A 13,779-nucleotide genomic window follows, 5' to 3' on the forward strand; every position below is an offset into this window, starting at 1 on the left:
GCGAAGCCGGCGCAATCACTGGCAGCACGGTGTACCGAGCCTTCCGAGTGGTCAGCCTGTGCGGGGGCGTTGCCCCGATCGCAGCCTGCGGCAGCGGCTACAGGAGGGGCGATTTCCAGGCGAAAAAAAACGGCCCCGCAGGGCCGTTCTTGTTTGCAGCAAGTGCTCAGCCGCCCAGATAGGCTTCGCGCACCTTGGGGTCGGTCAGCAGGGCTTCGCCGGTGCCTTGCATCACCACCCGGCCGTTTTCCAGTACATAGGCACGGTCGGCGATCTTCAGCGCCTGGTTGGCGTTCTGTTCCACCAGGAACACCGTCACGCCGTCACGGCGCAGCTGTTCGATGATGTCGAAGATCTGCTGGATGATGATCGGCGCCAGGCCCAGGGACGGTTCGTCGAGCAGCAACAGCTTGGGCTTGCTCATCAGCGCGCGGCCGATGGCGAGCATCTGCTGTTCGCCGCCGGACATGGTGCCGCCGCGCTGGTTGAAGCGCTCCTTGAGACGCGGGAACAGGCCCAGGACCTTGTCCATCTGCTCCTGGTAATCGCCCTTGTCGGTGAAGAACCCGCCCATGGCCAGGTTCTCCTCCACGGTCAGGCGGGCGAACACCCGACGACCTTCCGGCACCACGGCAATGCTCTTGCGCATGATCTGCGCCGAGGTTTGCCCCACCAGTTCCTCACCCAGGTAACGGATGCTGCCGCTGTGGGCCTGCGGCGAACCGCAGAGGGTCATCAGCAGGGTGGATTTGCCGGCGCCGTTGGCACCGATCAAGGTGACGATCTCGCCCTGGCGGATCTCGACGTTGACGCTGTGCAGCGCCTGGATCTTGCCGTAGAAGGTGGAAACGTTTTCGAACTGCAGCATTTACGCTTCCCCCAGGTAGGCTTTGATCACTTCAGGATTGTCGCGGATCTGTTCCGGCGTGCCGTCGGCCAGGGGCGTGCCCTGGTTGATCACGACGATGTGGTCGGAAATGCTCATGACCAGTTTCATGTCGTGTTCGATCAGCAGCACCGTGGCGTTGTGCTCTTCGCGCAACACGCCGATCAGCGCCTTGAGGTCTTCGGTTTCCCGCGGGTTGAGGCCGGCGGCCGGTTCGTCGAGCATGAGGATCCGCGGACGGGTCATCATGCACCGGGCGATTTCCAGGCGCCGCTGCTGACCGTAGGCCAGGGTGCCGGCGGGACGGTTGGCGAACTCCTTGAGGTTGACCTTTTCCAGCCAGTACTCGGCGTATTCCATGGCCTCGCGCTCGCTCTTGCGGAACCCCGGGGTCTTGAACAGGCCGGCCAGGAAGTTGGTGTTCAGGTGACGGTGCTGCGCGATCAACAGGTTCTCGACCGCGGTCATGTCCTTGAACAGCCGCACGTTCTGGAAGGTGCGCACCACACCCTTGAGGGCGATCTTGTGGCCGGGCAGGCCCTGGATCGGCTCGCCGTCGAGCAGGATGCTGCCGGCGGTGGGCTGGTAGAAACCGGTCAGGCAGTTGAACACCGTGGTCTTGCCGGCGCCGTTCGGGCCGATCATCGATACCACTTGTTTCTCTTTGACGGTCAGGGCCACGCCGTTGACCGCCAGCAGGCCGCCGAAGCGCATGCTCAGGCCCGTTACTTTGAGGATCTCACGGCTCATTTGCGCAACTCCATGTGTGGGCGTTGCATGGGCAGCAGGCCTTGAGGACGCCAGATCATCATCAGCACCATCATGGCGCCGAACATCAACATGCGGTATTCGCTGAATTCGCGCATCAGTTCAGGCAGCAGGATCATCACGGTGGCCGCCAGGACCACGCCCAGCTGCGAGCCCATGCCGCCCAGCACGACGATGGCGAGGATGGTCGCGGACTCGATGAAGGTGAAGGACTCCGGCGTCACCAGGCCCTGGCGCGCGGCGAAGAAGCTGCCGGCGAAACCGGCGAAGCAGGCACCCAGGGTGAAGGCCGACAGCTTGATCACGGTCGGGTTCAGGCCCAGTGCGCGGCAGGCGATTTCGTCTTCACGCAGGGCTTCCCAGGCACGCCCCAGGGGCATGCGCAGCAAGCGGTTGATGACGAACAGGGCGAACAGCGCGAGCAACAGCGCGACCAGGTAAAGGAAGATCACCTTGTTGATCGAGTTGTATTCGATGCCGAAGTACTCGTGGAAGGTCTGCACGCCCTCGGCGGCCCGGCGTTCGAAGGACAGGCCGAAGAACGTCGGTTTATCGATGTTGCTGATACCGTTCGGACCACCGGTGAGGTCGGTCAGGTTACGCAGGAACAGGCGGATGATCTCGCCGAAGCCCAGGGTCACGATCGCCAGGTAGTCACCGCGCAGGCGCAATACCGGGAAGCCCAGCAGGAAGCCGAAAGTGGCCGCCATCAGGCCGGCGATAGGCAGGCAGATCCAGAAGCTCAAGCCGTAGTAGTGCGACAGCAGCGCATAGCTGTAGGCGCCCACGGCGTAGAAGCCGACGTACCCCAGGTCCAGCAGGCCGGCCAGGCCGACCACGATGTTCAGGCCCAGGCCGAGCATCACGTAGATCAGCACCAGGGTGGCGATGTCCACTGCGCCGCGGGAGCCGAAGAACGGCCAGACCAGCGCACCGATGATCAACGCAATGATGATCCAGCGCTGGGTGGTCGGCAGGGTCAGGAAGTTACTGGCCTTGGCCGGGATCACCGGCATATTGGGCGAGGACTTCCAGGCCGCGCTGATCTGCTGGTCGAACAGCACCCGCAGGAACATCAGCACCGAACACGCGGCGATGATCATCAGCGTGGTGGGGCTGGTGCCATGGACTTCCAGGTTGATGCCGACGATGGTCAGTTTCAAACCGAGTATCGGGTAGGCGACGGCCCACACCAGCAAGGCGCTGAAGAACGCCTGTCGAAGATTCCTAGTCATACTTTCTCAACCTCCGGACGGCCCAGCAGGCCGGTTGGCCGGAACAACAACACCAGAACCAGCAGGCCGAACGCCACGACGTCCTTGTACTGGTCGCCGAAGATATCGGCACCGAAGGCTTCCGCCACCCCAAGTACCAGGCCGCCCAGCATGGCGCCCGGAATGCTGCCGATGCCGCCCAGTACCGCGGCGGTGAAGGCCTTGAGACCGACCAGGAAGCCGGCGTTGGGGTTGATCACGCCGTATTGCATGCTCAGCAGCACGGCCGCGATCGCCGCCAGCGCGGCACCGATCACGAAGGTCAGGGCGATGATGTTGTTGGTGTTGATACCCAGCAGGTTGGCCATCTTGATGTCCTCGGCGCAGGCACGGCAGGCGCGGCCCAGGCGGGAACGAGAGATGAACAGGGTCAGGCCGAGCATGGCGATCAGGGTCACCACGAACACCACGATTTGCATGTAGGAGATCAGCACTTCATGTGCGCCACCCGGCCCGATGGAGAAGTTGCCCGGGATCAGGTTGGGGATGGATTTGTCCTTGGAGTCTTGCGCCAGCAAAACCGTGTTCTGCAGGAAGATCGACATGCCGATGGCCGAGATCAGCGGGATCAGACGGTTGCTGCCGCGCAGGGGGCGGTAGGCGATCCGTTCGATGCTGTAGCCGTAGGCACTGGTAACGACGATGGTCGCGATGAAGGCCGCGGTCATCAAGAGCGGGACACTGTCGAGTCCCATCATGGTCAGGCCCGCGATGGCAATGAACGCCACATAGGAACCGATCATGTACACCTCGCCGTGGGCGAAGTTGATCATTCCAATGATGCCGTAAACCATCGTATAGCCGATGGCGATCAGGGCATACGTGCTGCCAACGGTGAGACCGTTAACCAGCTGTTGGAAAAAGTGATAGAGGTCAGGCATTACAGCGCTCCTAAAAACCTGATACGCATTTCACTGGTGGAGTCATTTTCCCGCCTGCGCCCCGTGGATCTGCATCCACTTCGGGTCAGGTTTTGCCAGCGAACCGCTGATGACGGTTTTGAGATTTTCAGGTGGGCGGGCTTCCGGATCACGGAAAACAGGCCCAATACGTTCGCAAAACAAAGCCCACGGCACGCCGTGGGCTTTATTGGCAGTCAGTCAGACAGGGCCTTATTGAGGCGAGACTTCGGTTTTAGGTTTGCCGAAGTGCCACTCGTAGACCACGAACTTGAAGTCTTTCAGGTCGCCCTTGGTGTCGAAGCTCAGGTCGCCGGTCGGGGTCTTGAACGTACCGGCGTGGATGGCTTCGGCCACTTTGGTGGCGTCTTCGGACTTGGCGGCCTTGATGCCTTCGGCAATCACTTGGACAGCCGAGTAGGAAGGGAACACGAACGGACCGCTCGGGTCTTCTTTCTTGGCCTTGAAGGCATCCGCCAGGGCCACGTTGGCCGGATCCTGGTCGAAGGATTTCGGCAGGGTCACCAGCAGGCCTTCGGAAGCGTCCTTGGCGATCTGCGAAATGGAGTCGTTACCCACGCCTTCCGGACCCATGAACTTGGCCTTCAGGCCTTTTTCCTGGGCCTGGCGCAGGATCAGGCCCAGCTCAGGGTGGTAGCCGCCGTAGTAGACGAAGTCGACGTTGGCTTGCTTGAGCTTGGCGATCATCGAGGAGAAGTCCTTGTCGCCGGCGTTGATGCCTTCGAACACGGCAACCTTGGTGCCTTTCTTCTCGAGGGTCTGTTTAACGGCGGTGGCGATGCCTTCACCGTATTGCTGCTTGTCGTGCAGCACGGCAACGATTTTCGGTTTCACGTGGTCGGCGATGTAGTTGCCGGCGGCAGGGCCCTGGGCGCTGTCCAGGCCGATGGTGCGGAACACCATCTTGTAACCACGGGTGGTGATGTCCGGGCTGGTGGCGGCGGGGGTGATCATGACCACGCCTTCGTCTTCGTAGATGTCCGAAGCCGGTTGAGTGGAGCTGGAGCACAGGTGACCGATCACGAACTTGACGCCGTCGTTGACGACTTTGTTGGCTACGGCGACGGCTTGTTTCGGATCGCAGGCATCATCGTATTCGACGGCCTGGAGCTGCTTGCCATCGACGCCGCCCTTGGCGTTGATTTGTTCGATGGCCATTTTGGCGCCACTGAACTGCATGTCGCCGTACTGGGCTACAGGGCCGGTCTTGGGGCCGGCGATGCCGATCTTGATGGTGTCAGCTGCGAACGAATGGCTGGCGACTCCGGCCAGAACCATAGCGGCAAACAGTTTGGAAATCTGCTTAGTAGCCTTATTCATAGTGCTCCACTCTTACTGTTGTAATTTTTATAGTCCTGGCGCCGTAGCAGCAGAACCGGGTCAGATATCTCTTGGATATCCCCGGAAAATGCCCCCGGCAACTGTACCGGTACAGTGTAGAGCGCCGATTGTTAGCCTGGGAAGCTGGCGCCAGGGGGCAAAATCAGGGGGTGTCGCTTTATTGAAAGAAAAAGACAGAATCGCGGCGGGGTTTTGACCGTATTCAGCGAGCAATCCCTGGCTCTCCTGCACTTCTCTATCGTTGACGCAATTGCAACCGGGTTTGTCTGCCAGAGCACCGACGTTATCATTGCGCCGATTTCTTTTCGGGACAGGCCCATGACTCAAGAACCTAGCACCCTCTATGCCAAGCTGCTTGGTGAAACCGCATCCATTACCTGGAAGGAGCTGGAACCGTTCTTCGCCAAGGGTGCCCTATTGTGGGTCGACGCCAGCCTGGATTTGATCGAGGCAGCCGAGGCCATGGCCGAGAACCAGGCCGAGAAAGTCTCTGCCTGGCTGGCCGCCGAGAAGGTGGGCAAGGTGTCTGCGACGCGGGCGCTGGATCTGGTGGAGCGCGATCCGCTGCTGTGGGCGGTGGTGGTTTCGCCGTGGATTCTGGTCCAGGAAAGGGCGCAGGGCGAAGGCTGAGCACCAAAATAGTGCCTGGTTTTTCCGGTTGAAAGTGTGTAGCCGAGTAACCGCGATCAGGGTGATGGCAAGTTGCCCGTGGAGAAAGGCCCCACCCATTTCAGGCTGACGGTGACGTAAGCGGAATGGGAACAGTTTGCAAGGCAGCCCGAGGGCTGCCTGATTGTTCCTGGAGACTACCGTCCTTCTATATATCGCCTTGCAGAAACCGTCGGTCGGACGCTGGCGAAAGCCATCGACCGGCGGCACCTGCAGAGGCGACCGGCGGTCAGTAAGCGGTCCTGCCCGTGTGGTTGTTCAGCGAGATGACCTTGGTCTTGCCGATGCGGTGGCGGTAGATCTCGCGCAGGTACTTGATGGCCTTCTTCACGCAATCGCGGGACAGGCGGATGTCGTTGATCGAGACGAACTTGTCCTTGTCGTTGATCAGCTCGCGGTACTTCTTCTCGTACATCGGCTTGATCGCGTACCAGTTGGTATCGAGGATCTTCGCCGGGTTCTCGAACTCGTTGAGCAACTCGTCGATGCGGCCTTCATCGAATGCCTCGCTGACGATGAAGTCGAGGATCGAGTTGTCCAGGGTCTCGTCGAAACGGTACGGGTTGCGGGCGAAGCAACGCTTGATAAAGGCCACGATCAGGGTCAGGAAGTCGTCCGACAGGCACGGACTCTTGGCGATCAGGGTGGTCAGCGAGAGGTTGGCCGAGGCGCCGATCACCAGCGCGTAACGCTTGAGGGTGGTGTTGGGGAACAGGCTGTTGAGGTGGGTCTTGAGCCGGTTCAGGTCCATGTACGACAGCTTGTAGTCCTTGGGCAGGGAGACGATCGACACCACCGACGAGCAGTTCTTGAAGAAGTGCAGGTCGTGCAGCGCGGCGGCGTCGTAACCGGAAGCCTTGTATTGCTCCAGCGCCGCGCGATAACGCTTGGACTCGATCGGCAGCAGGCTGATGCCTTCGATGGCCTGGGTCACCTTGTTGAAGTGCGGCAGGTCGATGGAGCGGAAGAACAGGTCGTCGATGTTCAGGCGCTGCGGCTCTTTCTCGAACACCTTGAACTTGTCGCCGCTCGGCACCGGGGTTTCCGGGACCACGGACTCGGCATAGGCGATCGCCACCGGGCCGGCCAGGCTCATGAACAGGTCGTTGGCATCCAGGCGGATGGTCTCGCCGATGTCGATGCCGGCGCGGCGGAAGTAGTTCTGGTCGTAGTCGGTGGTCACCGCCTGGGCGGTGAGGATGTTGAAGATCTGCTGGGAGATGTACTGGTTGGCGTGCTTCTCCATGGCGTTGACGTCGATGTTCTGGATGTTGCCGTCATCGCTCTCTTCGGCATAACGCATGATGTCGTTGGAGATCAGCATCATCGCGTTCCATGGGCGGATGCGCCCCATGACGCTGGCTTCGCTGCTGTCTTCGTTATCGAAGTTGTAGGAGAAGTCCCATTCTTCCGACAGGTATTTGCACAGCAAGCGTCCGGCGTTGATGTGCAACGCTTCGGACATTTCGCTGCGGTGATCGGAGATGTTCGGCAGTACGCAGATGCCGCTGGTGAAGATCGGCTCGAAGACGAAGGAGTGGCCGCTCTTGCTGTCGTGCTCGTCGATTGGCTTGGTGTCGAACGTCTTGTTCATGTACGAGTACTGCTGGGCCAGGCCGAACTCCGAGGCCATGCCCGAACCGGTACCGCCGCCGGCGCTGAAGATCGAGAAGTACAGGCGCGACTGGTTGGCCTTGATGCCGCAGGAGTCGATCAGGTACGAGTGGATCATTTTCCAGTCGGGGCTGGAGAAGCGCTGCGTGTCCTTGTTGAGGATGATCTTGGCCAGGTACTGGCCGAGGATCGGCGCGTTGCCGGCGCCGCCGGCATGGACTTCCGAGAGGTCCATGATCTTCATTTTGCTGTAGTCGCGGATGAAGCCGCTTTTTTCGCCCTTGCGCGAGAAGCGGATGCGCCCGGCGATGTCCTTGTCCAGGTCGCCCAGCATCACCAGCGGCTCGACCAGGAACACCGGTTTGCTGGCCTTGCTCTGGCCCAGGCGCAGGTTGTGGCGGATCCACTGGGCGGGGCTGTAGCCCTTGTCGGCATAGGCCTTGTCGTCGGTGTTGAATTCGTTGAGGTAGAACTTGCGGGCGTTGTACACCAGCTCCGCCACATCCAGGGCGATGTTCGACCCGCAGCGGCCCAGGCCGATCAGGCAGACCGAGGGAAACTCCTGCTCGCGGCGCGCCTCGAGTTCGTCTTCCAGGTGCGGCGCGCGGGGAAATACCGAGTCGCGCAGGCCGTCGAGGTTGTCGAGGATGCGGTCGGTGTTGGTTTCGGTGAAGTAGAGGTATTGCTGGGGCGCCTGCGGGCGCGAGCTGGACAATGGCTTCGAATCTGAAAAGCTCTGGCTGCCCGGGGTCAGCGTCAGTTCGGATACTGCGTTGGCAGAATTGTTTTTAGAAGTCATTGTGCGCCGTGTGTCTGGACTGGTCGGCTCGGTGACAAGATATCAAAGAGCCATCAAGTGGGATCTCGCGACTTTACAGCGCGATATTGGCCCCAGCGATAGGGATAAGTCTGATGGCCGCTAGGGGGAATCCTTTCCTAAGCCCAGATAAATCGGCCAGATTTTGGTGATCTTTAATCAAAAGGAGGCAAGATGATGGCAACATTACCCACCCTCGGGTTCGCCGGTATTGGCCTGATGGGCTTGCCCATGTGTCGCCGTCTGCTGGCGGCGGGTTATCCCCTGGTGGTGTGGAACCGCAACCGGGAAAAATGCGCGCCGCTGCTGGAGGCGGGCGCGCGACTGGCCGAGACTCCGGTCCAGCTGTGCGAGTCCGCGGACCTGGTGCTGCTGTGCCTGGCCAATACCGAGGTGGTGCGCGAGGTGGTGTTCGGTGCCGAGGGTATCGCCCAGGGAGCCCGGGCCGGCCAACTGCTGGTGGACCTTTCCAGCCTGGAGCCGACCGCCACCCGGGAAATGGCCGCGCAACTGGCCAGCAGCACCGGCATGGGCTGGGTCGATGCCCCGGTGTCCGGCGGCACGCCCGGTGCCGAGGCCGGCAGCCTGGCAATCATGGTCGGCGGCGAGGCGGCGGATATCGAGCGGGTGCGCCCGGTCCTGCTCAATCTGGGGCAACGGGTGACTCATATGGGCGGCGTCGGCGCCGGCCAGGTGACCAAGGCCTGCAACCAGATGATCGTCGCCTGCAATGCCCTGGTGATCGCCGAAGTGGTGGCGCTGGCCGAGCGTTCCGGGGTCGATGCGTCATTGCTGGCCGAGGCGCTGGCCGGTGGTTTCGCCGATTCCAGGCCGTTGCAGATTCTCGCCCCGCAGATGGCCGAAAGCCGCTTCGAACCGATCAAATGGCATGTGCGCACCCTGCTCAAGGATCTGGACGGGGCGGTGAAGTTCTCCCGCGAGCAGGGCTCGGCCACGCCGATCAGCGGATTGGCTGCACAACTGATGCGCCTGCATGGCGGCCAGGGCTATCTGGAGCAGGATCCCGCGACCCTGATCCGCCTGTATCGCGAACCGACGTCAGAGGGCTGACCGCGGCGACGGCGGGCAGCATGCGCTGCTCGATCTCGTCGATCACCCCGGGCAACTCTTCCAGGGGCAGCGCCCGGCTGAGCAGGTAACCCTGGATGAAGTCGCAGCCGTACTGGGCGAGAAACTCGTACTGCTGCAGGCTCTCGACGCCTTCGGTCACCACCTGCAGGTGCAGGGTATGGGCCATGACGATGATCGCCTGGACGATTTCCTTGTCCTGGGTCGACTGGGGCACGTCCTGGATGAACGAGCGGTCGATCTTCAGGGTGTTGAGCGGCAGGCGCTTGAGGTAGGCGAGGGACGAATAACCGGTGCCGAAGTCGTCGATCGACAGTGACACCCCGAGATTGCGGATCTGCCGCAACAGGGCCACGGTGCTGTCGATGTTACCCATCAGGGCGTTTTCCGTGACTTCCAGTTCCAGGCGCTGGGGCGCGACACCGGCGCTGCTCAGGGTGTTGGCGATCTCCTCGGCCAACTCCTCCCGCGCCAGGTTCAGGGCCGAGCAGTTCACCGCGATTTTCAGCTCGGCAAAGCCGTGGCGGGACAGGGCGGCCAGGTCCTCGCAGGCCTTGCGCAGGACCCAGTTGTCCAGTTCGGCAATCAGCCCGTTGGCTTCGGCGATCCCGATGAAGCGATCCGGGGCCAGCAGCCCGTGCAACGGATGCCGCCAGCGAACCAGCGCTTCGAGCTTGCTGACCTTGCGGCTGCCCAGGTCGTAGATGGGTTGGTAATACAGGGTCAATCCGGCTTCGTGGCGCAGGGCGTTGCGCAATTCTTCCTCCAGTTGCAGTTCCAGGCTCGCCCGGGTCTTCAGGTTGGTGCTGAAGAAATGCAGGCTGTTGCGACCGCTGCCCTTGGATTGATAGAGCGCCAGGTCGGCATGCTTGAGCAGTTCTTCGCAGGTTGTGCCATCGTCGGGAAAGACGCTGATGCCGATGCTGGTGGTCATCACCATGCGCCTTCCTGCCAGCTCGATGGGCTCCTTCATCTTGTTCATGATGCGTTGCGCCATGTGCTGGGCTTCGTCGCGGTGGCTCAAGCTCATGAGGATGCAGAACTCGTCTCCACCGAAACGCGCCACCACGTCTTCATGGCTGCGGGTGGAGCTTTTGATATGGCCGGCAATCACCTTCAACAGTTCGTCGCCGGCATCGTGGCCGAGGCTGTCGTTGATCCGCTTGAAGTGATCGATGTCGAGGAACATCACCGCCAGCATGCCGCTCTGCACGGTCTTTTCGATGAGCTTTTCGGCGAACAACTGATTGAAGCCACGACGATTGATCAGGTTGGTCAGGGCGTCGTAATGCGCCACCTGTTGCAGCGCCACCCGGGCCTGGTCCAGTTGGCTCAACAGGGTGTTGACCCGGCGCAGGTCCTGTTCCTTGTGCTGGAGTTTCTTGTCCGCCAGGGCCGCGCTGATGCTGCTGCCGATGATCAACAGGGCGATGACGGCGATGGTCAGGCCCAGTTGCAAGGGGTTGTCGTCCACCGCTATCGAAGGCGTGCCCGCCACTGGCATCACCAGTTTCAGCGCCCACATGCCGGTGAAATGCATGGCGACTATGCCGCCCCCCAGCAGCAGGCTGGCCGCGTATTTGAGCAGTTGGTGGAGCACGCCGCTGCCATTGCTCAGGTAGCGGGACAGCAGCAAGGCGACCAGGCTCGCGCTGATGGCGATGGCAATCGACAGGCCGAAGAGGTCGGGTTGGTAGTAGGCCGTGGCTTGTGAGCGCATCGCCGCCATGCCGACATAATGCATGACGCAGATGCCCAGGCCGATCCAGATCGACGCCAGCAGGTAGCGCCACAGTTGCAGCTGGGTATGGCTGAGGGTCTTCATCGCCAGCCAGGATGCAATCACCGCGATCAGCAGCGACAGCAGGGTCATCGGCAGGTCGTAATGGGTTTCGATGGGGATTTGCAGTGCCAGCATGCCAATGAAATGCATGGCCCAGATGCCGCCGGCCAGGCAGAAGGCGCCGATCCAGCGCCAGCGTTGCTGGGCGGCTGCCAGGTCGACGTGGCGCACCCGTTCGGCCATGTCCAGGGTGGCGAAGCTGCCAGCGCAGGCCACCAGATAGGCGAGGATCACCAGCACGGGGTTGTGGCTGCAGGTGAGTAATACCTGCCCGCCTTCGGGGAGCTCGGTAAAAAAATGCAGACCAAGCCATTCCATCGCAGGCCCCGTTTCTTGAGTCATCCAGGGCCAGCCCTGATGGCTGACCAATGGGAGTGAGTATAGGGAGCCGAGGCAAGGCCGGGAGCGATGGTGGCAGATTGACTTAAATGATTTTGGAATTCATCCCATAGCCAATCGAGCTAAGCACTCTGTTCGAAGTACAGCGTCGGCTCCAGGGGCGCGAGCCCGAATGCCGCGCGCGCGGCGTCGCAATCGACGTTCTGTTGGCCATTTTCCCAGGACGCCTCGAACTCGCGGCAGGTACTGGAACGCTGGTGATAGATCGAACAGCTGACTTCCTTGCCGACCTCGCCGGTCAGCGCGGTGCAGCGGGTCGGCTTGCAATCGGTACCGAGCATGGCGACCCGGCTGGGGCTGATGGACGCCACCAGATCGTCGGGGACCGTACCGCCGGAAGAGGCGCATTCACCCCAGAAAAAAGACACACGAAAGTGTGAACAGCAGGCACCGCAATTCAGACACGGACTGGCTTCGGACATGGGCGTATTCAAAGGGGAGGAGGTTGATGAGGGGGGCAGCAAGGCCGCTATTCTAGGCTTCGCAACGGCCTTGGGAAGGGGGCGCGCGAGGTATTTTTCAGGCCCTGTGCAAGCCCTTGAAAAATCGGGCTTTAGCCCCGGTATCCGGGGGCTTTCGGCGAATTTGGCGGGGGCGATGGCGTTGTTCGGGCGGCCGTCGAGCGCGGTCGATGGCCTGTGCTTCGGATTGCCTGGTATCAGCCTTACGAATCATTACAGACAAGCGCGGCGGGGCTGACTAGATTGCAACTTCCAGGCTCGGTTGCGTCTGGCCGAATAACAATAAAGAGACCGACCCATGCAGAACTCGACCCAAGCGGCGAATGCCTGGCGCATTCTGTTCCTGTTGTTCCTGGCTAACCTGTTCAACTTCTTCGATCGCACCATTCCGGCCATCATCATCGAGCCGATCCGCATGGAGTGGCACCTGAGCGACTTCCAGATCGGCATCATCGGTACCGCCTTCACCATCGTCTACGCCATTGCCGGCCTGCCCCTGGGGCGCATGGCCGATACCGGGTCGCGCAGCAAGCTCATGGGCTGGGGCCTGGCGGTGTGGAGTGGGCTGACCGCGGTCAACGGCCTGGTGGGCAGCTTCTGGAGTTTCCTCGTCGTGCGCATGGGCGTCGGCATCGGCGAAGCCAGCTATGCGCCGGCGGCCAACTCGCTGATCGGCGACCTGTTCCCGGCCCATCGCCGGGCCCGGGCCATGGGCATCTTCATGCTTGGCCTGCCGCTGGGCCTGTTGCTGGCGTTCTTCACCATCGGCGCCATGGTCAAGGCCTTCGACAGCTGGCGCGCGCCGTTCTTTATCGCCGCGGTGCCGGGGCTGTTGCTGGCGGTGTTCATGTTCTTCATCAAGGAGCCCAAGCGTGGGGCGGCGGAAGCCGTCAAGGTCTCCCAGGAGCGCGTCGACCGGCCGATCCGCCGGGTGTTGGCGATTCCGACCTTTCTCTGGCTGGTGCTGGCCGGGCTGACTTTCAACTTCGCCACCTACGCCTGCAACTCGTTCCTGGTGCCGATGTTGCAGCGCTACTTCCTGATGCCGTTACAGGAAGCCGCGGTGGCGACCGGGGTGATAGTTGGGGTGACCGGCCTGTTCGGCCTGACCCTGGGCGGCTGGGTCGCCGACAAGATTCACCAGCGTGTCGCCAATGGCCGGTTGCTGTTCGCCGCCTTCAGCATGTTGATCTCGACCCTGTGCACCGCCTGGGCCCTGCATGCCGGGCGCATCGAGATCGGGGTATTCGTCGCGGTATTCAGTGTCGGCTGGCTGTTCGCCTACAACTTCTATACCTGCGTTTACACGGCGATCCAGGATGTGGTCGAACCACGTCTGCGGGCCACGGCCATGGCGCTGTTCTTCGCCGGCCTGTATCTGCTGGGCGGAGGCCTGGGGCCGGTGGTGGTGGGGGCGCTGTCCGATCACTTCGCCCATGCGGCGATGTACGCCGCAGGAGCCGGGCAGATGACCGAGGCGTTCAAGGCAGTCGGCCTGCATGACGCCATGTACCTGATCCCGGTGGCGTTGCTGCTGACCATGCTGTTCCTGTTCCTGGCCTCGCGCTGCTTCGTGCACGATGCGCAGCGGATGAAGGACGGGTTGGTACCGGGCGAGCCGGCGGGGGCGGCGGTGGCGGCTTGAACAGTGCTTCTACAGAAGCAGATAAAAAAAGGCCCGCATTGTGCGGGCCTTTT

The 13,779-nt window shown here is 61.7% G+C and carries 11 protein-coding genes; 3 read left to right on the plus strand and 8 right to left on the minus strand.

Annotated features, from left to right (window positions below; all coding sequences use genetic code 11):
- Positions 1–166: 166 nt before the first annotated feature.
- From AC3RCP_RS07690 to AC3RCP_RS07710, 5 genes are all read right to left on the minus strand, one after another.
- Positions 167–868, minus strand: a complete 702-nt coding sequence (locus tag AC3RCP_RS07690; RefSeq protein WP_007926621.1) for an ABC transporter ATP-binding protein — start codon at positions 866–868, stop codon at positions 167–169.
- Positions 869–1,636 (minus strand): high-affinity branched-chain amino acid ABC transporter ATP-binding protein LivG, encoded by a 768-nt coding sequence (livG, locus tag AC3RCP_RS07695; RefSeq protein WP_009047385.1) that lies wholly within the window; start codon positions 1,634–1,636, stop codon positions 869–871.
- Positions 1,633–2,889, minus strand: coding sequence for a high-affinity branched-chain amino acid ABC transporter permease LivM (locus AC3RCP_RS07700; RefSeq protein ID WP_101337031.1), 1,257 nt, complete (start codon positions 2,887–2,889; stop codon positions 1,633–1,635). The genes livG and AC3RCP_RS07700 overlap by 4 nt, the downstream gene beginning before the upstream one ends.
- Positions 2,886–3,809, minus strand: coding sequence for a high-affinity branched-chain amino acid ABC transporter permease LivH (livH, locus tag AC3RCP_RS07705; protein WP_007926616.1), 924 nt, complete (start codon positions 3,807–3,809; stop codon positions 2,886–2,888). Before livH ends, AC3RCP_RS07700 begins: the two co-directional genes overlap by 4 nt.
- Before the next feature lie 231 nt (positions 3,810–4,040).
- Positions 4,041–5,168, minus strand: coding sequence for a branched-chain amino acid ABC transporter substrate-binding protein (locus tag AC3RCP_RS07710; protein WP_007926614.1), 1,128 nt, complete (start codon positions 5,166–5,168; stop codon positions 4,041–4,043).
- Positions 5,169–5,507: 339 nt separating this feature from the next.
- On the opposite strand from AC3RCP_RS07710, the gene AC3RCP_RS07715 reads away from it, so the two are divergent.
- Positions 5,508–5,819 (plus strand): DUF2288 domain-containing protein, encoded by a 312-nt coding sequence (locus AC3RCP_RS07715; protein WP_009042488.1) that lies wholly within the window; start codon positions 5,508–5,510, stop codon positions 5,817–5,819.
- 268 nt (positions 5,820–6,087) lie between these two features.
- Here the strand turns inward: AC3RCP_RS07715 and AC3RCP_RS07720 are convergent, their stop codons facing one another.
- The gene (locus AC3RCP_RS07720) at positions 6,088–8,271 is read right to left on the minus strand and encodes a hypothetical protein (RefSeq protein ID WP_150049353.1); all 2,184 of its coding nucleotides are present in this window, start codon (positions 8,269–8,271) and stop codon (positions 6,088–6,090) included.
- A 192-nt stretch (positions 8,272–8,463) separates the two neighbouring features.
- Here AC3RCP_RS07720 and AC3RCP_RS07725 point away from each other — a divergent pair, with 192 nt between their 5' ends.
- Positions 8,464–9,360: an NAD(P)-dependent oxidoreductase gene (locus AC3RCP_RS07725; RefSeq protein ID WP_492569481.1), complete on the plus strand. Its 897-nt coding sequence runs from the start codon at positions 8,464–8,466 to the stop codon at positions 9,358–9,360.
- Here AC3RCP_RS07725 and AC3RCP_RS07730 read toward each other — a convergent pair.
- Both AC3RCP_RS07730 and AC3RCP_RS07735 read right to left on the minus strand, forming a co-directional pair.
- Positions 9,251–11,539, minus strand: coding sequence for a putative bifunctional diguanylate cyclase/phosphodiesterase (locus AC3RCP_RS07730; protein ID WP_492569482.1), 2,289 nt, complete (start codon positions 11,537–11,539; stop codon positions 9,251–9,253). The two genes, AC3RCP_RS07725 and AC3RCP_RS07730, sit on opposite strands and share 110 nt — an antisense overlap.
- Before the next feature lie 143 nt (positions 11,540–11,682).
- The gene (locus AC3RCP_RS07735; RefSeq protein ID WP_007926609.1) at positions 11,683–12,042 is read right to left on the minus strand and encodes a YkgJ family cysteine cluster protein; all 360 of its coding nucleotides are present in this window, start codon (positions 12,040–12,042) and stop codon (positions 11,683–11,685) included.
- Positions 12,043–12,379: 337 nt separating this feature from the next.
- On the opposite strand from AC3RCP_RS07735, the gene AC3RCP_RS07740 reads away from it, so the two are divergent.
- On the plus strand, positions 12,380–13,726 hold the full coding sequence (locus AC3RCP_RS07740) for a spinster family MFS transporter (RefSeq protein ID WP_492569484.1): 1,347 nt from the start codon (positions 12,380–12,382) through the stop codon (positions 13,724–13,726).
- The last annotated feature ends 53 nt before the right edge of the window (positions 13,727–13,779 follow it).

The organism is Pseudomonas sp. GW822-FHT05A08 (assembly GCF_058800485.1).

Excerpts from the sequence above, each read along its gene's own strand:
- AC3RCP_RS07690 (WP_007926621.1), bottom strand. The coding sequence starts at position 868 with ATGCTGCAGTTCGAAAACGTTTCCACCTTCTACGGCAAGATCCAGGCG.
- livG (WP_009047385.1), bottom strand. The coding sequence starts at position 1,636 with ATGAGCCGTGAGATCCTCAAAGTAACGGGCCTGAGCATGCGCTTCGGC.
- AC3RCP_RS07700 (WP_101337031.1), bottom strand. The coding sequence starts at position 2,889 with ATGACTAGGAATCTTCGACAGGCGTTCTTCAGCGCCTTGCTGGTGTGG.
- livH (WP_007926616.1), bottom strand. The coding sequence starts at position 3,809 with ATGCCTGACCTCTATCACTTTTTCCAACAGCTGGTTAACGGTCTCACC.
- AC3RCP_RS07710 (WP_007926614.1), bottom strand. The coding sequence starts at position 5,168 with ATGAATAAGGCTACTAAGCAGATTTCCAAACTGTTTGCCGCTATGGTT.
- AC3RCP_RS07715 (WP_009042488.1), top strand. The coding sequence starts at position 5,508 with ATGACTCAAGAACCTAGCACCCTCTATGCCAAGCTGCTTGGTGAAACC.
- AC3RCP_RS07720 (WP_150049353.1), bottom strand. The coding sequence starts at position 8,271 with ATGACTTCTAAAAACAATTCTGCCAACGCAGTATCCGAACTGACGCTG.
- AC3RCP_RS07725 (WP_492569481.1), top strand. The coding sequence starts at position 8,464 with ATGATGGCAACATTACCCACCCTCGGGTTCGCCGGTATTGGCCTGATG.
- AC3RCP_RS07730 (WP_492569482.1), bottom strand. The coding sequence starts at position 11,539 with ATGGAATGGCTTGGTCTGCATTTTTTTACCGAGCTCCCCGAAGGCGGG.
- AC3RCP_RS07735 (WP_007926609.1), bottom strand. The coding sequence starts at position 12,042 with ATGTCCGAAGCCAGTCCGTGTCTGAATTGCGGTGCCTGCTGTTCACAC.
- AC3RCP_RS07740 (WP_492569484.1), top strand. The coding sequence starts at position 12,380 with ATGCAGAACTCGACCCAAGCGGCGAATGCCTGGCGCATTCTGTTCCTG.